The organism is Diaphorobacter limosus (assembly GCF_033100095.1).
In the GTDB taxonomy this organism is placed as follows: domain Bacteria; phylum Pseudomonadota; class Gammaproteobacteria; order Burkholderiales; family Burkholderiaceae_C; genus Alicycliphilus; species Alicycliphilus limosus.
In genome coordinates, this window is the sequence record NZ_CP136921.1 from 3356061 (window position 1) to 3374509 (window position 18449).

Annotated in this window: 13 protein-coding genes; all 13 read left to right on the forward strand. The window is 60.6% G+C overall.

Annotated features, from left to right (window positions below; translation table 11 throughout):
• Nucleotides 1–906 precede the first annotated feature (906 nt).
• The 13 genes from P4826_RS16150 to P4826_RS16210 all read left to right on the forward strand — a co-directional run bounded on the left by P4826_RS16150 (nucleotide 907) and on the right by P4826_RS16210 (nucleotide 18446).
• Nucleotides 907–2349: a mannose-1-phosphate guanylyltransferase/mannose-6-phosphate isomerase gene (locus tag P4826_RS16150; protein WP_317701381.1), complete on the forward strand. Its 1443-nt coding sequence runs from the start codon at nucleotides 907–909 to the stop codon at nucleotides 2347–2349.
• A gap of 148 nt (nucleotides 2350–2497) precedes the next feature.
• Entirely contained in the window at nucleotides 2498–3133 is a 636-nt protein-coding gene (locus P4826_RS16155) for an XrtA/PEP-CTERM system exopolysaccharide export protein (protein WP_317701382.1), read from the forward strand.
• A gap of 49 nt (nucleotides 3134–3182) precedes the next feature.
• Nucleotides 3183–4745, forward strand: coding sequence for an XrtA system polysaccharide chain length determinant (locus tag P4826_RS16160; protein WP_317701383.1), 1563 nt, complete (start codon nucleotides 3183–3185; stop codon nucleotides 4743–4745).
• Between the two features lie 9 nt (nucleotides 4746–4754).
• Nucleotides 4755–5723 carry an XrtA-associated tyrosine autokinase gene (locus P4826_RS16165; RefSeq protein WP_317701384.1) on the forward strand — a complete coding sequence of 323 codons (969 nt, stop codon included), beginning with the start codon at nucleotides 4755–4757 and terminating at the stop codon, nucleotides 5721–5723.
• Nucleotides 5724–5739: 16 nt separating this feature from the next.
• A complete protein-coding gene (locus P4826_RS16170; RefSeq protein ID WP_317701385.1) occupies nucleotides 5740–7362 on the forward strand; it encodes a TIGR03016 family PEP-CTERM system-associated outer membrane protein in 1623 nt (540 codons plus the stop codon).
• Nucleotides 7363–7365: 3 nt separating this feature from the next.
• Nucleotides 7366–8487 carry an XrtA/PEP-CTERM system-associated ATPase gene (locus tag P4826_RS16175; RefSeq protein WP_317701386.1) on the forward strand — a complete coding sequence of 374 codons (1122 nt, stop codon included), beginning with the start codon at nucleotides 7366–7368 and terminating at the stop codon, nucleotides 8485–8487.
• A gap of 8 nt (nucleotides 8488–8495) precedes the next feature.
• Nucleotides 8496–9362, forward strand: coding sequence for an XrtA system polysaccharide deacetylase (locus P4826_RS16180; RefSeq protein WP_317701387.1), 867 nt, complete (start codon nucleotides 8496–8498; stop codon nucleotides 9360–9362).
• Between the two features lie 76 nt (nucleotides 9363–9438).
• The gene (locus tag P4826_RS16185) at nucleotides 9439–10410 is read left to right on the forward strand and encodes a FemAB family XrtA/PEP-CTERM system-associated protein (protein WP_425605270.1); all 972 of its coding nucleotides are present in this window, start codon (nucleotides 9439–9441) and stop codon (nucleotides 10408–10410) included.
• A 12-nt stretch (nucleotides 10411–10422) separates the two neighbouring features.
• On the forward strand, nucleotides 10423–11679 hold the full coding sequence (locus tag P4826_RS16190; protein ID WP_317701389.1) for a TIGR03087 family PEP-CTERM/XrtA system glycosyltransferase: 1257 nt from the start codon (nucleotides 10423–10425) through the stop codon (nucleotides 11677–11679).
• Nucleotides 11680–11689: 10 nt separating this feature from the next.
• Entirely contained in the window at nucleotides 11690–13261 is a 1572-nt protein-coding gene (gene xrtA, locus P4826_RS16195) for an exosortase A (protein WP_317701390.1), read from the forward strand.
• A 2-nt stretch (nucleotides 13262–13263) separates the two neighbouring features.
• Nucleotides 13264–15186: an XrtA/PEP-CTERM system amidotransferase gene (locus P4826_RS16200; RefSeq protein ID WP_317701391.1), complete on the forward strand. Its 1923-nt coding sequence runs from the start codon at nucleotides 13264–13266 to the stop codon at nucleotides 15184–15186.
• 18 nt (nucleotides 15187–15204) lie between these two features.
• The gene (locus P4826_RS16205; protein ID WP_317701392.1) at nucleotides 15205–17316 is read left to right on the forward strand and encodes an NAD-dependent epimerase/dehydratase family protein; all 2112 of its coding nucleotides are present in this window, start codon (nucleotides 15205–15207) and stop codon (nucleotides 17314–17316) included.
• Nucleotides 17317–17339: 23 nt separating this feature from the next.
• Nucleotides 17340–18446, forward strand: a complete 1107-nt coding sequence (locus P4826_RS16210) for a glycosyltransferase (protein ID WP_317701393.1) — start codon at nucleotides 17340–17342, stop codon at nucleotides 18444–18446.
• Nucleotides 18447–18449 lie beyond the last annotated feature (3 nt).

Here is an 18449-nt window from a genome sequence, read left to right on the forward strand (position 1 = left end):
GCAGCGAAGTTATGTGGCGGCACAAGCCCAGAAACCTTGCCAAGAGCGTGACGGTCGAATGACCGGCGCGCTCTTGGGGCGGCGCAGCCGCCGCGCGTAGCGCCCAAATGGCGCGGTTTGGACGCCACTCACTTCGCGCAGCGAAGTTATGTGGCGGCACAAGCCCGGAAGCCTTGCCAAGAGCGTGACGGTCGAATGACCGGCGCGCTCTTGGGGCGGCGCAGCCGCCGCGCGTAGCGCCCAAATGGCGCGGTTTGGACGCCACTCACTTCGCGCAGCGAAGTTATGTGGCGGCACAAGCCCGGAAGCCTTGCCAAGAGCGTGACGGTCGAATGACCGGCGCGCTCTTGGGGCGGCGCAGCCGCCGCGCGTAGCGCCCAAATGGCGCGGTTTGGACGCCACTCACTTCGCGCAGCGAAGTTATGTGGCGGCACAAGCCCGGAAGCCTTGCCAAGAGCGTGACGGTCGAATGACCGGCGCGCTCTTGGGGCGGCGCAGCCGCCGCGCGTAGCGCCCAAATGGCGCGGTTTGGACGCCACTCACTTCGCGCAGCGAAGTTATGTGGCGGCACAAGCCCGGAAGCCTTGCCAAGAGCGTGACGATCGAATGACAGGCGCCCCCGCTCGGAAAATGATTTGTGTCTCTTTACAAGTCAATGGGTTGCAGCCAGGCGTGGGCATACAGGCTCGAATCGTGAAATTGTTTCCATTTATGCCAGAAGCGGTCGATATAGGAGTTGGGCCGCGTAGCGATCAGGTATGCTGCATCGCAACAAACAATCAATCTACATTGCCGATAGGAAAAGCCAAACTCTGGCGGCATGGGCATCAGGGTTCGATCGCTGACGGGTCGCCATGAACCCGGATTACCCTCTTGCCTGTCAAAAAAGCGGATTGCCAGCACATCATGTTGATTCAGCCAGTCGTTTTGTCGGGAGGTTCGGGCACGCGCCTGTGGCCGCTGTCCCGTGAAAAGTACCCCAAGCAGCTGCTTTCCTTCGTGGGGCAGGATTCGCTGTTGCAGGCCACGTTGCGCCGGCTGGAGGGCATCGATGGCGCCACCTGCGCGCCGCCGCTGGTGGTCTGCAACGACGAGTACCGCTTTGTGGTGGCCGAGCAGCTCAGGCTGATGGGGCTGCAGGGCCGCATCGTGCTCGAACCCGTGGGGCGCAATACCGCACCGGCGCTGACGCTGGCCGCGCTGGCTGCTCGGGCGGCTGGCGACGACCCGGTGTTGCTCGTCATGCCGGCCGACCATGTGGTGAGCCAGGTGGCGGCATTTCAGGAATGCGTGCGCCACGCCGCGCGCCTTGCCCAGAACGGAGCCGTGGTCACTTTTGGCATCACCCCGGATCGACCGGAGACGGGCTATGGCTACATACAGGCGGGTGCGGCGCTGGATGCCGGTGGTGCCTGTGCCATCGCCCGCTTCGTGGAAAAGCCCGATCGCGCCACGGCCGAGGGCTATCTGAAGCAAGGCAACTATTCATGGAACAGCGGCGTGTTCGTGCTGCGGGCGTCCGTGTGGCTGAATGCGCTGCGGCTATGCCGGCCAGACATCCTCGAGGCCTGCGAGGCGGCCTGGAACAAGAGCACCTCCGACCTGTCGTTTGTGCGGGTGGATGCCGAGGCCTTTGCCGCCTGCCCCAGCGATTCGATCGACTACGCGGTGATGGAGCGCCTGGCCGGAGCGCAGGCGGTGGAGGGCTTGCCGCAGGGCGTGGTGCTGCCGCTGTCCGCGGGCTGGTCCGATGTGGGCGCATGGGATGCGCTGTGGCAGATACTGCCCAAGGATGAGGCCGGCAACGTGAGTCAGGGGCGGGTGATGTTGCAGGACTGCGACGATACCCTGGCCTATTCTTCGGGCCGGCTGCTGGCCTGCGTGGGCGTGCAGGGCCTGGTGGTGGTGGAGACGCCGGATGCGGTGCTGGTGGTCGATCAGCGCCACACGCAGGACGTGAAGAAGATCGTCGATCGCCTGAAGCGCGAGGGCTGCGCCGAGGGCATGCTGCACCGCAAGGTGTACCGCCCCTGGGGCTGGTACGACGGTGTGGACGCGGGTGAGCGCTTCCAGGTCAAGCGCATCATGGTCAAGCCTGGTGGCAAGCTCTCGCTGCAGATGCACCACCATCGTGCCGAGCACTGGGTCGTGGTGCGCGGCACGGCGCGCGTGACCAAGGGTGACGAGGCTTTTTTGCTCACCGAGAACCAGTCCACCTATATCCCCCTCGGCGTCACGCACCGGCTGGAGAACCCCGGCCATGTAGACCTGGAGATGATCGAGGTGCAGTCCGGCTCCTACCTGGGGGAGGATGACATCGTGCGTCTGGGGGATGTGTATGGGCGCTGATCCGGTTCAGACGCCGCCGGGGTGCATGGCTGGCACAGCCGGCGGTTTGGTATCCCTTAATCAGAGTATTTACGTGCTGCGGTCATCCACGGTATGCTGCAGCGGCATTTGATGAAATCACCTGTTAAATATGTATCGGAGTTGTACCATGCGTGGATTCTTTTCAAGGCTCGTCGGTTCTGTGGGTCGCGCTGCGGCCGTGGTTGCAGTGGCTGTGACTGCGGTGGGCTGTGCGGGTACCGGCAACTACCCTGCGGCGCCGGTCAAGGCGTCGAGCCCGGACTACAACTACGTCGTGGGGCCTGGCGATACCCTGAACATCATCGTCTGGCGCAATCCTGACCTTTCGCTGTCAGTGCCGGTGCGCCCGGACGGCCAGGTGTCCTTGCCGCTGATTGACGGCCTTCAGGCGCAGGGCAAGAACTCGGCACAGATCGCGCGCGACATCGAGAAAGAGCTGGCCAAGTACGTGCGTGACCCGGTTGTCACGGTGATAGTCACCAACTTCGTTGGCCCGTACAGTGAACAGATCCGTGTGGTGGGCGAGGCGGCCAAGCCGCAATTCCTGCCATACAAGCAAAAAATGACGGTGCTGGACGTGATGATTGCCGTCGGCGGCCTGACCGATTTTGCCGACGGCAACAGCGCCACCCTGGTTCGCGCGGCCGAGGACAACAAGCGCTACAAGGTGCGTTTGCACGACCTCATCAAGCGCGGTGACATTGATGCCAATGTTGAAGTGTTGCCCGGTGATGTTCTGATCATTCCTCAAGGGTGGTTTTAATCGGCCTGCTCGCTAGTGAGTCGCTGATGAGTTGGTCAAGGGGAGTGGAATGGATGAGCTTCTAAGTCAGATCACTACCACTGCGCGTGGCATGTGGATCTATCGCCGGCTGGCGATGCTGACAATATGGGTGGTTGGTGCGATAGGCGCTGGCGTGGTACTCACCATGCCGGACTATTACCAGGCTTCGGCGCGCGTGTTCGTGGATACGCAGTCCATCTTGCGACCACTCATGACCGGTATTGCCGTGCAGCCCAATATCGAGCAGCAGGTGTCGATGCTGAGCCGCACGCTGATCAACCGGCCGACCGTGGAGCGGCTGGTGCGCATGGCCGACCTTGATCTGGGCTCCACGACCAAGGCCTCAACGGATGCCGTGGTGGATGCTGTCACCCAGTCCATCAAGATCCAATCCACGGGGCGTGACAACCTCTACACCTTGTCCTACCGCGACCAGAGCCCTGAGAAGGCGCAACTCGTGGTGAAGTCGCTGTTGACCATTTTCGTGGAATCCAGCCTGGGAGCAACGCGCCAGGATTCAGACAGCGCACGCCGGTTTCTGGACGACCAGATCAAGACCTACGAGACCAAACTGACCGAGGCAGAAGGGCGCCTCAAGGCATTCAAGCTGCGCAATATTGAGATGCAGTCTGAGGGGGGGCTGGATTCCGCCGGGCGTGCCTCCCAGATAGAAAACACTCTGAGCCAGGCACGGCTTGAGTTGCGTGAAGCCGAAAGCGCTAGGGCTGCCGCAGCACAGCAGCTGGAAGAAATGCGTGCGCAAACCGCCAAATCAATGGCGGGCCCGGCGCCCGACGTGCAGACGCCTGAGCTCGATGCACGCTTGCTTGCGCAAAAGCAGAACCTGGACGCACTGCTGCAGCGCTACACCGACGGTCACCCCGACGTCATCCGGACGCGGACGCTGATCGCCGATCTGGAAGGGCAAAAGCGCAAGGAAATCGACGTATTGCGCCGCAAGCTCCAGCAAACCGGCGAGGTGCCCATTGCCCAGGTCAATCCCGCAGCCGTGGAGCTGAGCCGCATTTATTCCGCAGCCCAGGTGCAGGTGGCTTCACTGCGCGCGCGCGTGGTTGAGTATGAGGCGCGTGTGCAACGTGTTCACCAGCAACTGAAGGTGGCACCGCAGCTCGAGGCAGAGCTGGCACAACTCAACCGTGACTATCAAATTCATCAAAAGAACTATGCCGATCTGGTGGCGCGCCGTGAATCCGCTCTCATGTCGGGAAAGTTGGAAAACACTTCCAATGTGGCCGAATTCCGCGTCATCGATCCTCCGCGTGTGGCCCCCAAGCCTGTTGCACCCAATCGCCTGCTGTTGATGCCGGGAGCAATGCTGGCGGCGGTCGCAGCGGGGCTTGGCATTGCCTTTGTGATGAGTCAGATCAGGCCGGTGTTCTTTGACGGCGCCACCTTGCGGCAGGTGACCCAGTTGCCATTGCTGGGGGTGGTGGGGCTGATCCCGAGCGAAGAGCAGCGCCGACGCGAGTCGCGCAGCTTGAAGCGCTTCATCATGGCGAGCGTTGCATTTTTGCTGCTTTACGCGGGCGGTATGGCCGCATTGTCCATTCGTACAGGTGCCTTGGGGTGACAAGCAATCATGACCAGCTCAATTGAAAAAGCAGCCCAGAGGCTGGAACAACTGCGCAAGGCGGGCGCGGTGTTGCCCGGCGACAAACCACGGGTGCAGAACCCGGGCGTGCCAGATGAATCCCAGCCCTTGAATCACGTGCCGCAGTTTGCTGCGCCTGCAGCCGATGGCGATCATGCAGCTCCTGAACTGAGGGCGGTTTCGAAAACCGTGCAGCTTGATTTGACAGCCCTGAGTGCCAGCGGTTTTGTGACTCCTGGCTCTCCGCGCTCGGTCACGACGGATCAGTACCGTGTGATCAAACGCCCACTCCTGGAAAATGCCATGGGCAAGGGCGCATCCTTGGTGACAAACGGCAACCTGATCATGGTGACCAGCGCCTTGCCAGGGGAGGGCAAGAGCTTTACGGCTATCAATCTGGCCATGAGCCTGGCCATGGAGCTGGATCACACCGTCATGCTGGTGGATGCCGATGTCACTCGTCCCTCAGTGATGTCCAAGCTGGGCCTGCCGCCTGCCGCGGGATTACTGGACATGCTGCGGGGCGGACAAACAAAGCTGGCCGACGTGCTTCTGCGAACCAACGTGGAGGGGCTGACCCTGCTGCCCGCCGGTTTACCCCACGACCGCGCAACCGAGCTGCTGGCCAGTGACGCAATGACCGACTTGCTCGACGAAATGAGCAAGCGTTATAGCGACCGCATCATTATTTTTGATTCGCCGCCACTGTTGCTGACGACAGAGGCGCGCGTTCTCGCCAATCACATGGGGCAGGTGGTCGTTGTGGTTCGAGCAGAAAAAACACTGCAGTCAGAAGTGGAGCATGCGCTGTCCACCATTGAGGCCTGCCCCATCAAGCTTCTGGTGCTGAATCAGGTGCGCTCCCAGGGCCTGGGTGCACATGGCTATGGCTATGGCTATGGGCATGGCGGTTATGGAAGGGCGACGGAAGAGCGCATGCCGGCAGCGGCCGCATAGAAAGAGGACGTCTGAAATGTATTTGCCGCATGTAGGTTTGGTACGCATTCCCGCGATTGGTTGGGCGGCATGGGTGTTGGCTTCCGCTCCTGGGCTGGTCGCAGCGCAGGTTCCTGATCTGGGTTCCGATCCACAATCCCGTACTGCTTCCACGCAGTCGCCAGCGGGTAGTGGCGCGGCGGCGCGGTCTGGTAGTGATCAACCGGAGCCGCGGGCGTCAGGCCAGTGGTTCGAGCCACGCATTTCGGTGCAGCACACCGTTACCAATAATTCACGCCTTATCCACAACGGCAGCGGCGACCAGATAACCGAAGTAATGCCAGGTTTTCGCTTGGCAAGGGACACGGCGCGCCTCAAGGGCTTTGTTGACTATACGCTGCGAGCGGTCAACTATGCGCGTGACACCAGTCCAGACAAAATTTGGCATAACCTTTATGCCAGAGGGACGGTGGAAGCCGTCGAAGACCATGTATTTGTCGATGTGGACGGCCGAGCTGCTTTGCAGCCAATATCTGCATTCGGCCCCGCTGGCGGCGCTAACACCGCAAACACCAATCTGACGCAGGCCACATCATTTAGTGTTTCTCCTTACATCAAAGGAGATTTAACTGATGGATTGTCGTATGAGGCGCGGTATCGCATGACGGACACGCGCTACGACACTGCAGCGCGTTCCAATGTGATGGTGCATGACTGGCTTCTTCAGTTGGAAAAACGGCCGTTGGGTCAATTAATGTCGTGGACTGTCGAAGCCGCGCAACAGAATGCCGAATATACCAATGGGCGAAATATAGATACAACGGCCTTGCGCGGGCGTTTGGGCTACATGCCCAGATCGGGTTTGCGTCTTGTGGCGATAGGCGGTGCAGAATCGACCAATCAGTTGTCACCAATACGTGAAACCAGCAGTATTCTTGGATTTGGCGTAGACTGGCGGCCGTCAGAGCGTACCAGCGTGTCTTTTGAACGTGTAAAACGTTATTTTGGCGAGTCGCACAATGCCGTTGCCCAATATCGCACGGGGCGTACTGTATGGAGGTACACGGATAAAAAATCCGTTGTTAATGGATTGGGAGATCAGTTTGGATCGCCGAGCCCTCTATATGATCTGCTGGACGGATTTTATATGCGAACCGAGCCCAATGCCATTCGGCGTATGCAGTTGGTGCAGGCGGAGATAGAGCGGATGGGATTGCCTGCGGATATGCAGGTCTTCCAGGATTTTTTGACATCGTCCAGTAAACTGCAACGATTACAAAATTTATCATTCGCAATATTGGGTCAACGCAGTACATTGACAGTGGCTGTGATGCGATCTGATAGCAGGCTGCTACAAGGTGCTTTCTCGCTTGGCGATGATTTCAGTAATGACAGCAAGATCAGGCAACGGGGTTGGAATATATCGGCGAGTCACCGTCTTACACCAAGCTCAGGTGTCACTCTCAGTTTTGGCGAAATGCGCAACTTGGGTGTTGATACGGGATTGGAGACGCGGACCAGGCCGTTTATATTTTCCTGGACAAGTCTGGTCGCACGACGCACCAGCGTTGGGCTTCAGTTGCGCCGCGTGCTTTCTGATGGAAACGTCAGTCAGTATGGCGAGTCGGCGATTATGGGTTTTATTACGCACCGATTTTGATTCATGTATGAAGCGTTCTACGGGCTGACCAGCAAACCGTTTCAGCTCAATCCTGATCCGGGTTTCTATTTCAGTAGCAAGCAACACCAGCGTGCTCGAGCATATCTCGAGTACGGTGTCATGTGCTGCGAGGGGTTCATCGTCATCACCGGTGAGGTGGGTGCAGGCAAAACCACCATCGTGCGTGGTTTGCTCGATAGCCTTGATTCCGATTCGGTCGTGGCCGCTAATTTGGTCAGTACCCAGTTGGGGGCTGATGACACGCTACGGCTGGTGGGGGCAGCGTTTGGTGTCCCAGTGAATGGGATGTCCAAAGGCGACTTACTGATGTCGCTGGAGGCGTTCTTCGTGGCCCAGACACTCCAGGGCAAGCGCTGCCTGCTGGTGGTTGATGAAGCGCAAAACCTGCAACCTCAGGCGGTTGAGGAGCTGCGCATGCTTTCCAACTTCCAGAACGGGCAGGATGCATTGCTGCAAACCTTTCTGGTTGGGCAGCCAGAGTTTCGAGAAATCCTGCAAAGTCCTGGAATGCTGCAATTGCGCCAGCGTGTCATTGCGACCTGTCATCTCGGCCCCCTGGATGCGGAGGAAACGCGAGAATACATTTTGCACCGGCTCAAATGTGCGGGTGCCGCAGAAAAGCCAACGTTTGATGACGAAGTGTTCGATGAAATCTATCGGTTTGCTGGCGGGGTGCCGCGCCGCATCAATACCTTGATGGACAGAGTGCTGCTTCAGGGCTTCCTCGCTGACAAATCGCATATTGACGTTGAACTGGTGATTGGAATAATTCACGAAGTTCAATCTGAGATGCAGGTTCCGCCAAAGACGTTGCCACCGTGGAATACACCACTGAGAGCCACGGGGGGATCTTCTGCCTACGATACATCCGTTGATGCCGAATACGGCTTGGACTCTATTGAGTTGGATGCAGATGTGGCTGATGGAATTTCAGATCAGCTCATGCAAATGACAATTGAGCAACTGCGCGCGCATTTGTTGCGCATAGAACGCAGCGTGCTGCGACAAGAGCGTGCCAGCCTGGAAATATTGATGACACTGCAAAAGCTGGTGGCGGCAAGCCGGCGGCCACGACCTGATAGCAACGTGTCCAGCAATGGTTAGATGGTGCCATGAGTATTACACCACCTATCACCAATGCGTTGACTATTGATGTCGAAGACTATTTTCAGGTGTCGGCATTTGCTCCGTATATTCAACGCAGCAACTGGGATTCTCGAGAGTGCAGGGTTGAGCGCAATGTCGATCAAATATTGAAACTGTTGGCCGAGCACAATGTGCAAGCCACTTTCTTCACTCTTGGATGGATTGCGCAAAGATACCCGAAGCTGGTGCGCGCCATTGTTGATGGTGGGCATGAGCTTGCCAGTCATGGCTATGGGCACGAGCGGGTGAGTGATCTGTCCGAGCGGCAGTTTTTTGACGATATTCACAGCGCCAAGAGCTTGCTTGAAGATATTGGCGGGGTGGAGGTTCAAGGTTACCGCGCCCCCAGTTTTTCCATAGGCTCCCAAAATTTGTGGGCGCTTGATACCTTGCAGCGTGCAGGCTATCGCTATAGTTCCAGCATCTACCCCATTCAGCATGATCATTATGGTATGCCGGATGCGCCGCGGTTCGCCTACGAGGCGCGTGATGGGTTGATGGAGGTGCCACCAACCACCATGCGCATGTTCAATCGCAATCTTCCGTCGAGTGGTGGTGGGTATTTCCGTTTGCTACCCTATGCCTTGTCGCGCTGGATGCTGCGCCAGGTCAATAGCAAGGATGCATCGCCGGCAGTGTTTTATTTTCACCCTTGGGAAATTGACAAAAATCAGCCACGTGTGGAGGGAGTGGGCCTCAAGACACGGTTCAGGCACTATGTGAACATTGGTCGCATGGAGCAACGTCTGGGGTGTTTGTTACGAGATTTCAGATGGGGGCGGATGGATCATATATTTCTACCTCAATCTGTGCAGAAAGCTTCCCTTGTCTGATGTCGTTACCTCGCTATCCATTCAAAGGCTTGATCGGCGCAATAGCATCGATGTCGCCCGGTGGGATGCATTTGTCATGGCCTGCCCTCAGGCTACGTTCTTTCATCGCTCGGGCTGGCAGGTACTGATCGAGGATATTTTTGGTCACGACAGCTATTTTTTGTATGCGGAAAGCGGCGGAGTTATCCGTGGGGTATTGCCCCTGGGGCATGTCAAAAGCCGTTTGTTTGGCAAGGCACTGACCAGCTTGCCATTCTCGGTTTACGGCGGTGTGGCTGCGGTCGATGAAGAGACGGCTACAGCGCTCGAACTGAGGGCGCAACAGCTGGCACGAGAGCTGGGCGTGGATCACCTGGAGTTGCGCAATGTGCAGCGCCGGCACGCGGACTGGCCCCTGCAGGATCTCTACGTCACCTTTCGCAAGCCCATCGAGGCAACCGAAGAGAAAAATCTGCTGGCCATTCCGCGCAAACAACGCGCGATGGTGCGCAAGGGCATCAAGAATGGCTTGACGTCGCAGATCGATCCCACGGCCGATCGATTCTTTGCGCTGTATGCCGACAACGTCCATCGCCACGGCACGCCGGCGATGCCCAAGGCGTATTTCAATCAATTGCTGCGCGTATTTGGCCCTGACTGCGAAGTGTTGACGGTGTGCGCTCCCGATGGCAAGCCCGTGAGTAGCGTGCTGAGTTTTTATTTTCGCGATGAGGTGCTTCCTTACTACGCTGGCGATGCAGAGGCCGCGCGTGAGCTCGCCGCCAATGACTTCAAGTATTGGGAGCTGATGCGGCTTGCCTGCGCGCGTGGCCTGAAGGTGTTTGACTATGGGCGCAGCAAGCTGAATACGGGTTCGTATGCGTTCAAGAAAAATTGGGGTTTCGAACCCACGCCGTTGCACTACGAATATCAGCTATACAAAACTGACAGCGTGCCGCAGAACAACCCCGCGAATGCCAAGTATCGGTTGCTGATCGCCACCTGGCGCCGCATGCCGATTCAGCTGGCCAATTGGCTCGGGCCCAAGATCGTGCGCAATCTTGGATAGGCATTGGAAGGCATGGCCGCCGTGAGCAACATTCTTTTTCTGGTGCATAGACTGCCTTATCCGCCCAACAAGGGGGACAAGGTGCGCTCTTACCACCTGCTGCGTCATTTGCAGAAGAACCACAGGGTATTTCTGGGCACGTTTATCGACGACCCGGACGATGTGCAGCACCTGCCTGTATTGCAAGCCATGTGCAAGGACTTGCACGTGGAGCACATTGAGCCGCGCAGCGCCAAGATCAAAAGCCTGAGCGGCCTGCTGACCGGTGAGCCGCTGACCCTGACCTACTACAGAAATGCCGGCATGCAACGGTGGGTGCAGCAGACCGTGGCCGAGCACAAATTGCAGGCTTGTGTCGTGTTTTCATCCGCCATGGCGCAGTACGCCCAGCCGCTGCTGCCGGACCTGCCGATGCTGGTCGATTTTGTTGATGTGGACTCCGCCAAGTGGACCCAGTACGCGCCCGCGCATCGCTGGCCGTTGTCGATGGTGTACCGGCGCGAGGGGCGGCGGCTCCTGGCCTATGAACGCGCGGTAGCCGCGCAGGCGCATTGCTCGTATTTTGTGACGCCGAATGAGACAGCCCTGTTTGTCTCGCAAGCACCCGAAGCCAAGGGCCGCGTCCAATCCATGGGCAATGGGGTGGATTGCGATTTCTTCAAACCCGACGCACGGTTCGCCACCCCCTTTGAGCAGGGCGAGGAAGCCCTGGTTTTTACCGGTGCGATGGACTATTGGCCGAATATCGACGGCGTGAGCTGGTTCGTGGCCGACATGCTGCCGCACCTGCTTGCCAGCCACCCCAGCCTGCGTTTTTATATCGTGGGCCGCAGCCCTTCACCGCAGGTGAAGGCCCTGGCCGGCCCCCATGTGGTGGTCACGGGCACGGTGCCCGATGTGCGCCCCTATTTGCAGCACGCCAGTGCCGTGGTGGCGCCGTTGCGCGTGGCGCGCGGCATTCAGAACAAGATCCTGGAAGCCATGGCCATGCAGCAGCCGGTGGTCACCGTCAACAGCTGCGCGGACGCCATTGGTGCCAGTGCGGGGCAGGGTTTGCTGCGCGCCGACAAGCCCGAAGAATTCGTGACTGCGCTGCTCGGGCTGCTGGAGTCGCCTGCCGACAGGGCTGCGCTGGGCGAGCGCGCCCGGCACTACGTCGAGCATGAATGCAGCTGGCAAGCCCACCTGAAGAAAATTGATCACGACCTGGCCAGCACGTTTGCACCGTCGGATGCGAGCGCAAACCCCATCGCCACCGCTACCGCATGACAGGTTCGATATGACGGCCACCAAGCCATTGCTACCCGCCTACTGGCACCGTCCCCTGGCCGCATTCGTGCTGCTGCTGGCGGTGATTCTGGCCGCCTATTGGCATTCCGCCTGGGGCATGGCCATGACATGGACGCGCTCCGAGACCTACGCCCATGGGTTTGTCGTTCCCCTCATCACGCTGTGGTTGGTGTGGCGCCAGCGTGCCGTGCTGGCAGGCATGGTGCCGCGCCCCGGCAGCCTGGCGTGGCTCCTCATGGCGGGGGCCGCCGCGCTGTGGCTGGCCGGTGACCTGGTGGCCGTGAATGCCGCCACCCAGTTGGCTCTGGTGGCGTTGATCGTGCTGGCCGTACCCGCGGTGCTGGGCTGGCAGGTCACTCGGGCGCTGGCGTTTCCGTTGGCTTTTTTGTTCTTCGCAGTGCCCATTGGCGACTTCCTGCTGCCGCGCATGATGGAGTGGACTGCCGACTTCACCGTGCTGGCCCTGCGTGCAAGCGGCATTCCGGTGTATCGCGAAGGGCTGCAGTTCATCATTCCCTCTGGGGCGTGGTCGGTGGTTGAGGCATGCAGCGGCATTCGCTACCTGATTGCATCGGTGACGGCCGGCTGCCTGTTTGCCTATCTCAGCTACCAGAGCATGCTCAAGCGCGTGGTGTTCATTGGCGTGGCGATCGTGGTTCCGCTGGTGGCCAACTGGGTGCGCGCCTACCTCATCGTCCTGTTGGGGCACCTCTCGGGCAACACCCTCGCCACAGGTGTGGACCACCTCATTTATGGCTGGTTGTTCTTTGGCCTGGTCATTGGCGTGATGTTTCTCATTGGTGCGCGCTGGGTGGATCCGCCAGCGCCGGCGCCCAAGGCCATGACGCTGGCACAGGCAGATGCACCCCGGCAAGCGACATGGCTTGGCCTGGCGCTGGCCCTCGTGATGGTGCTGGCGCCCTATGGCGTGCACGCCATGCTGGGCCTGACGGCGCAGACAGCGCCGGTTCAGCTGGCCCAACCCCAGGTGGCCGCGCCCTGGACTGCCGCAGCGCAGCCCCCCAACACCTGGGTGCCCATGTTTCGCCATGCATCCGCTGACCTGAACATGGGGCTGCTGGACGCACAGGGCAAGCCAACAGGCCTGCATATCAGCTACTACCGCCAGCAGAACTACGAGCGCAAGCTCATCAGCTCCGAAAACGTACTGGTCTTCAGCAATGACCCGGTATGGTCGCGCGTGACCAGCGGGGCAGCAGCGGTGCGGCTGCAAGGCCAGCCCTTGCAGGTCGAAAGCGCGGTAATCCGCAACAACACGCGCGGCATGGCTGTCGGGGGCGAGCGCTTTCTGGCCTGGCGCTTTTACTGGGTGCACGGCGTATTCACAGCCAGTGACTACGTGGGCAAGCTCCAGGGCGCCCTGGGGCGCATCACCGGCTGGGGTGACGACAGCGCCCACATCGTGATCTATGCCCCGCTGTCAGGAGAGATGGACGCGAAGGAAGCCGAGGCAGATGCTGCCGCACGTCTTCAGGCTTACCTGGACAGCCAGGGCGGCGCGCTGCTGGCCGCCCTGAAACAAACACGAGGGCGCGACTGAGCATGTGCGGCATATCCGGTATTTTTGACACACAGGGTACGCGCGCCTACTCGCGTGAACTCATCGTGCGCATCAACGACGCACAAGCCCACCGCGGCCCCGACGAGCATGATGTGCACCTCGAACCCGGCCTGGCGCTGGGCCACAGGCGCTTGTCCGTCATCGACCTGGCCGCAGGCCAGCAGCCCTTGTTCAATCAGGCTGGCACGGTGGGCATCGTCTTCAACGGCGAGATCTATAACTACCGTGACCTGACGGACGAGCTCAAGGCGCTGGGCTACCACTTCAGGACGCGCAGCGACACCGAGGTCATCGTGCATGCCTGGTCGGCCTGGGGCGAGGCCTGCGTGCACCGGCTGCGCGGCATGTTTGCCTTTGCGCTGTGGGATAGAGACCGGCAGACCCTGTTTCTTGCCCGCGACCGCATGGGCGTCAAGCCCATGCACTACGCCTGGTTGCCTGATGGCAGCTTTGTCTTTGGCTCAGAGCTCAAGGTGCTCACCGCACACCCCGGTTTTGCACGCGATATCGACCCGCTGGCTGTGGAGGAGTACTTCACTTTCGGCTATGTGCAAGATCCGCGCTGCATCTACCGCCATGCGCACAAGCTTCCAGCGGCCCACACGCTGACGCTGAAACGTGGTGAAAAAAACAGGCCTAGCGCACGACCATATTGGGATGTTAGCTTCACTAATAATAGCGTCATAACGCTGCAGGATGCCCAGGCCGAGCTGCGCGAGCGCATCACCGAATCCGTGCGCCTGCGCATGATCGCCGATGTGCCGCTGGGCGCCTTCCTGTCTGGCGGGGTGGATTCCAGCGCCGTCGTGGCCACCATGGCCGGCCTGTCCAGCACGCCGGTGCAAACCTGCTCCATCGGCTTTGATGACCCTCGCTTCGACGAGTCCAGCTACGCCAAGCAGGTGGCCGAGCGCTATCGCACCAACCACCGGATGGAGATCGTCAGCAGCGATGATTTCGACCTGATCGACACCCTGGCCTGGCTCTACGACGAACCGTACGCCGACAGCTCCGCCATCCCCACCTACCGCGTCTGCCAGATGGCGCGCAAGCATGTCACCGTGGCCCTGTCGGGCGACGGTGGCGACGAAAGCCTGGGCGGCTACCGGCGCTACCGCATGCACCTGGGCGAAGAGGCCGTGCGCGGTCGCCTGCCTCTGGCGCTGCGCCGCGGCATGTTCGGCCCACTGGGGCGCTGGTACCCCAAGGCCGACTGGGCGCCGCGCTCGCTGCGCGCCAAGACCACCTTCCAGGCGCTGGCCATGGACAGCGTGCAGGCCTACTGCCACAGCATGTCCCTGCTGCGCGGCGACCAGCGCCAGGCGTTGTTCTCGCCTGGCTTGCAGCGCAGCCTGGGGGGCTATCACGCGCTCGAGGTGTTCCGCCACCACGCGGCACAGGCGCAGACCGACGACCCGCTGGCGCTCATCCAGTACCTGGACTACAAGACCTGGCTGATAGGCGACATCAACACCAAGGTCGATCGCGCCAGCATGGCCCATTCGCTGGAGGTGCGCGAGCCGCTCATGGATCACCTGCTGGTCGAATGGCTGGCCACGCTGCCCAGCGACTTCAAGATCCGTGGCGGCCAGGGCAAGGCCATCTTCAAGCAGGCCTATGAGCCACTGCTGCCGCACGACCTGCTGTACCGGCCCAAGATGGGATTCTCGGTGCCGCTGGCCGCATGGCTGCGCGGCCCCTTGAAAGACCGGGTGCGCTCGTCATTGCAGGGCGAACGCATGCGCGATTGCGGCTACTTCAACCCCGCGACCATCAGCCGCCTGATCGACGAGCACAACAGCGGCATGCGTGACCACGCGACCGCGCTGTGGATGCTGCTGATGTTCGAGGCGTTTCTGCGCGTGAACGAAGGCGCATTGGTTGCTGCCGCCGCACTAGATTGACATTTGAGGAACGACTGAGTGAGCCCCAAGAAAGTACTGCTGGTTGGTGCCGGCAACATTGCAAGATCCCACGCCGCCGCATTGAAAGATACGCCTGGAGTGGTGCTGTACGGCGTGTTTGACGCCAACGCCGCCACTGCCCAGGCACTGGCGCGCGACTTCCATATTCCAAACGTCTTTGACTCGCTGGAGCAGGCAGCAGCCAGTGAAGCGGATACGGTGCATGTCCTGACGCCACCCGATCTGCACCTGGCCACGGCCATGCCGTTTGTCCAGGCCGGCAAGACCGTGTTGCTTGAAAAGCCGCTGGGCGTGAGCAGCGCCGAATGTGCCGCGCTGCGCTGCGCCGCCGCCGCCTCCGGGGCAGTGGTGGGGGTCAATCAGAACTTTGTTTTCAACCCAGCCTACGAACAGCTCAAAAAAACCATAGCGTCTGGCGCACTGGGTAAGCCGCGTTATCTCAGTTATGTCTATGAAGTGCCACTGCGCCAGTTGACCGCGCGCCAGTTCAGCCACTGGATGTTCCGCGAGCCGGTCAACATCCTTTTGGAGCAGGCTGTCCATCCCTTGTCGCAGGTGGTGGACATGGCAGGCCCAGTGCGCGAACTGTCGGTATTGAGCGAGGCACCCATCGAGATTTCGCCAGGCGTCGGCCTCCATGCTGCCTGCCAGGCCAGCTTTGCCTGCGAACGCATGCCGGCACATATGCGTTTCCATGTGGGCTCTCAGTTCACGGTGTGCCGCCTCACCGTGGTGTGCGATGACGGTGTTGCCATTGCCGACATGTTTGCCAACCAGTTCCACACATTGGCGCGCACGGCCTATATGGATCCGGTGGACGCATGGCTGTCGGCACGCACCACGGCGGGCCAGATTCGCCGGCAAGGTTTTGCCGTGCTGCGTGACTATGTCCTGGCCATGGCCAAACTCAAGCCACGGTCGGACGCGTTCTACGTGGGCATGAAAAACAGCATCCAGGCCTTTTACCGCGAGCTGCAGAGCAATGGCCGCCCGCGTATCGACCTGGAGTTTGGTGCTTCGTTGGTAGAGGTTTGCGAGCAGATTGCCCAAGGGTTCAAGCCCCTGCCCGCGCCGGCGCAGGCCGTGGCCATGCCCCCCGCGAACCAGGGCGAACTGGTCGTGTTGCTCGGCGGCACCGGGTTTATTGGCTCTTACACCACGGAGGCGTTGCTGGCACAAGGCTATCGTGTACGCGTCATGGCCCGGGGAGCGCGCAACCTGCAAGCGGTGTTCAACCACCCGGCGGTAGAGGTGGTTCGAGGCGACGTCAAGAGCCGCGAAGACCTGGATCGCGCCATGGCTGGCGCCGACTATGTGATCAACCTGGCGCATGGCGGCGGAGGTGCAGACTTTGCTGCCATTCGCGCCGCCATGGTCGATACCGCGGTGCAGGTGGCAGAGGTGGCCCATGCCGCTGGTGCACGCCGCCTGGTGCATGTGGGCTCCATCGCCGGTCTTTATCTGGGCGACGCGGGCGAGACGGTGCGCGACGACACCCCGCCCGACCCGCTGCCACAAACCCGCAATGACTACGCACATGCCAAGGCGCTGGCCGACGCTGCCGTTCTGGACGTTCATCGGCGGTTGGGCTTGCCCGTGGTATTGCTACGTCCGGGCCTGGTGGTTGGGGCAGGGACCTCGCCCTTCCATGGCGGCCTCGGATTCTTCAATAACGACCAATACTGCGTTGGTTGGAACGACGGGCGCAATGCCTTGCCCTGGGTGTTGGTGACGGATTGCGCCAACGCCATCGTGGGTGCGATGACCTCTGAACAGGCCGTGGGGCGGGCCTACAACCTGGTGGGCGATGTGCGTCCAACGGCCCGCGAGTATCTGGCTGACGTTGCCCAGGTCACGGGCAGACCGTTGAAGTTCGTGCCTTCGTCGCCGGTTGCACTGTGGCTGGCAGAAATGGGCAAATGGCTGGTCAAGCGGGCTACCGGGCGGCGCGTGCAGCGCCCGTACTTGCGGGACATCCGTTCGCGTGGCATTCCCGCCATGTTCGATTGCAGTGCTGCCAAGCGGGATCTGGATTGGGCCCCCGTTGCCGATGCCAAGACGTTCCGGCAGATGGCCGTGATGGTGCATGCCGAGGAGCCCGTCGCGTGACAACCGAACAGCGGCCCCGGCATTTGCTGCATGCCTTCTCCACCTTTCAGCTGGGTGGGCCGCAGGCGCGCTTTGTCGAACTGGCCAATGCGCTGGGCCCCATGTTCCGCCATACCGTGGTTGCCATGGACAACCGGTTCGATGCCGGCGAGCGCCTGCACCCTTCGGTCAATTGGGCGCCCATGACCCTGAAGGTCATCAAGGGCGGTGCGCTGGCCAATCGAGCTTCGTTCCGCCAGGTGCTGCGCAGCCTGCAGCCCGATTTGTTGATGAGCTACAACTGGGGTGCCATCGAATGGGCAGCGGCCAACCTTCCCCAGGTTTGCCACCAGGTACATGTGGAGGACGGTTTTGGCCCTGAAGAGGCCGCACGTCAGCTGCCCAGGCGGGTATGGATGCGCCGTGCATTGCTTGGCTGGGCAAGGGTTCCAGTGGTGGTCATCTCGCGCCAGCTGGAGCGCATTGCCCTGCAGGAATGGAGGTTGCCTGAGCACCGTGTTCACTTCATTGCCAACGGCGTGAATGTGCCGGCACGCATGCGCCCGCAGCGTGAGTTGGTGGCCGGCGCAGCCATTCACGTAGGCACCGTTGCCGGCTTGCGGTCGGAAAAAAATATCGCTCGTCTGATCAAGGCATTCGCCCGCCTGCGTTCGGTACAACCGGCGCGCCTGACCATCGTGGGTGGAGGACTATTGCAAGCCGAATTACAGCAACTGGCCCAGTCGCTTGGTGTGGGTGATGACGTTGAGTTCACTGGTTACCTGAGCAATCCGGGCGAGAAGCTCAAGGACTTTGATCTATTTGCCCTGTCGTCCGATACCGAGCAACAGCCCATTGCACTGCTGGAGGCCATGGCAATGGGCATGCCCGTCGTAGCTACTGCGGTGGGCGATGTGCCGGCCATCCTTGCCGACGTGTCACCGGACAATGTCTGCCCGCCAGACGATGCGGCTTTTGCGCAGTTGCTGCTGCAGGTTGCGCAGGCAAACAGCAAATGGTCCGCTTGGTCTTCCAGAGGGCATGCCTTGGTCAGCAGCACCTACGCCAAGCCAGCCATGCTGGCGCAATGGCAGGCAGTATGGGCCGGACAATTGGCGGGTGTCAGGGCGACCAGTTTGAGCCACGCTTGATTT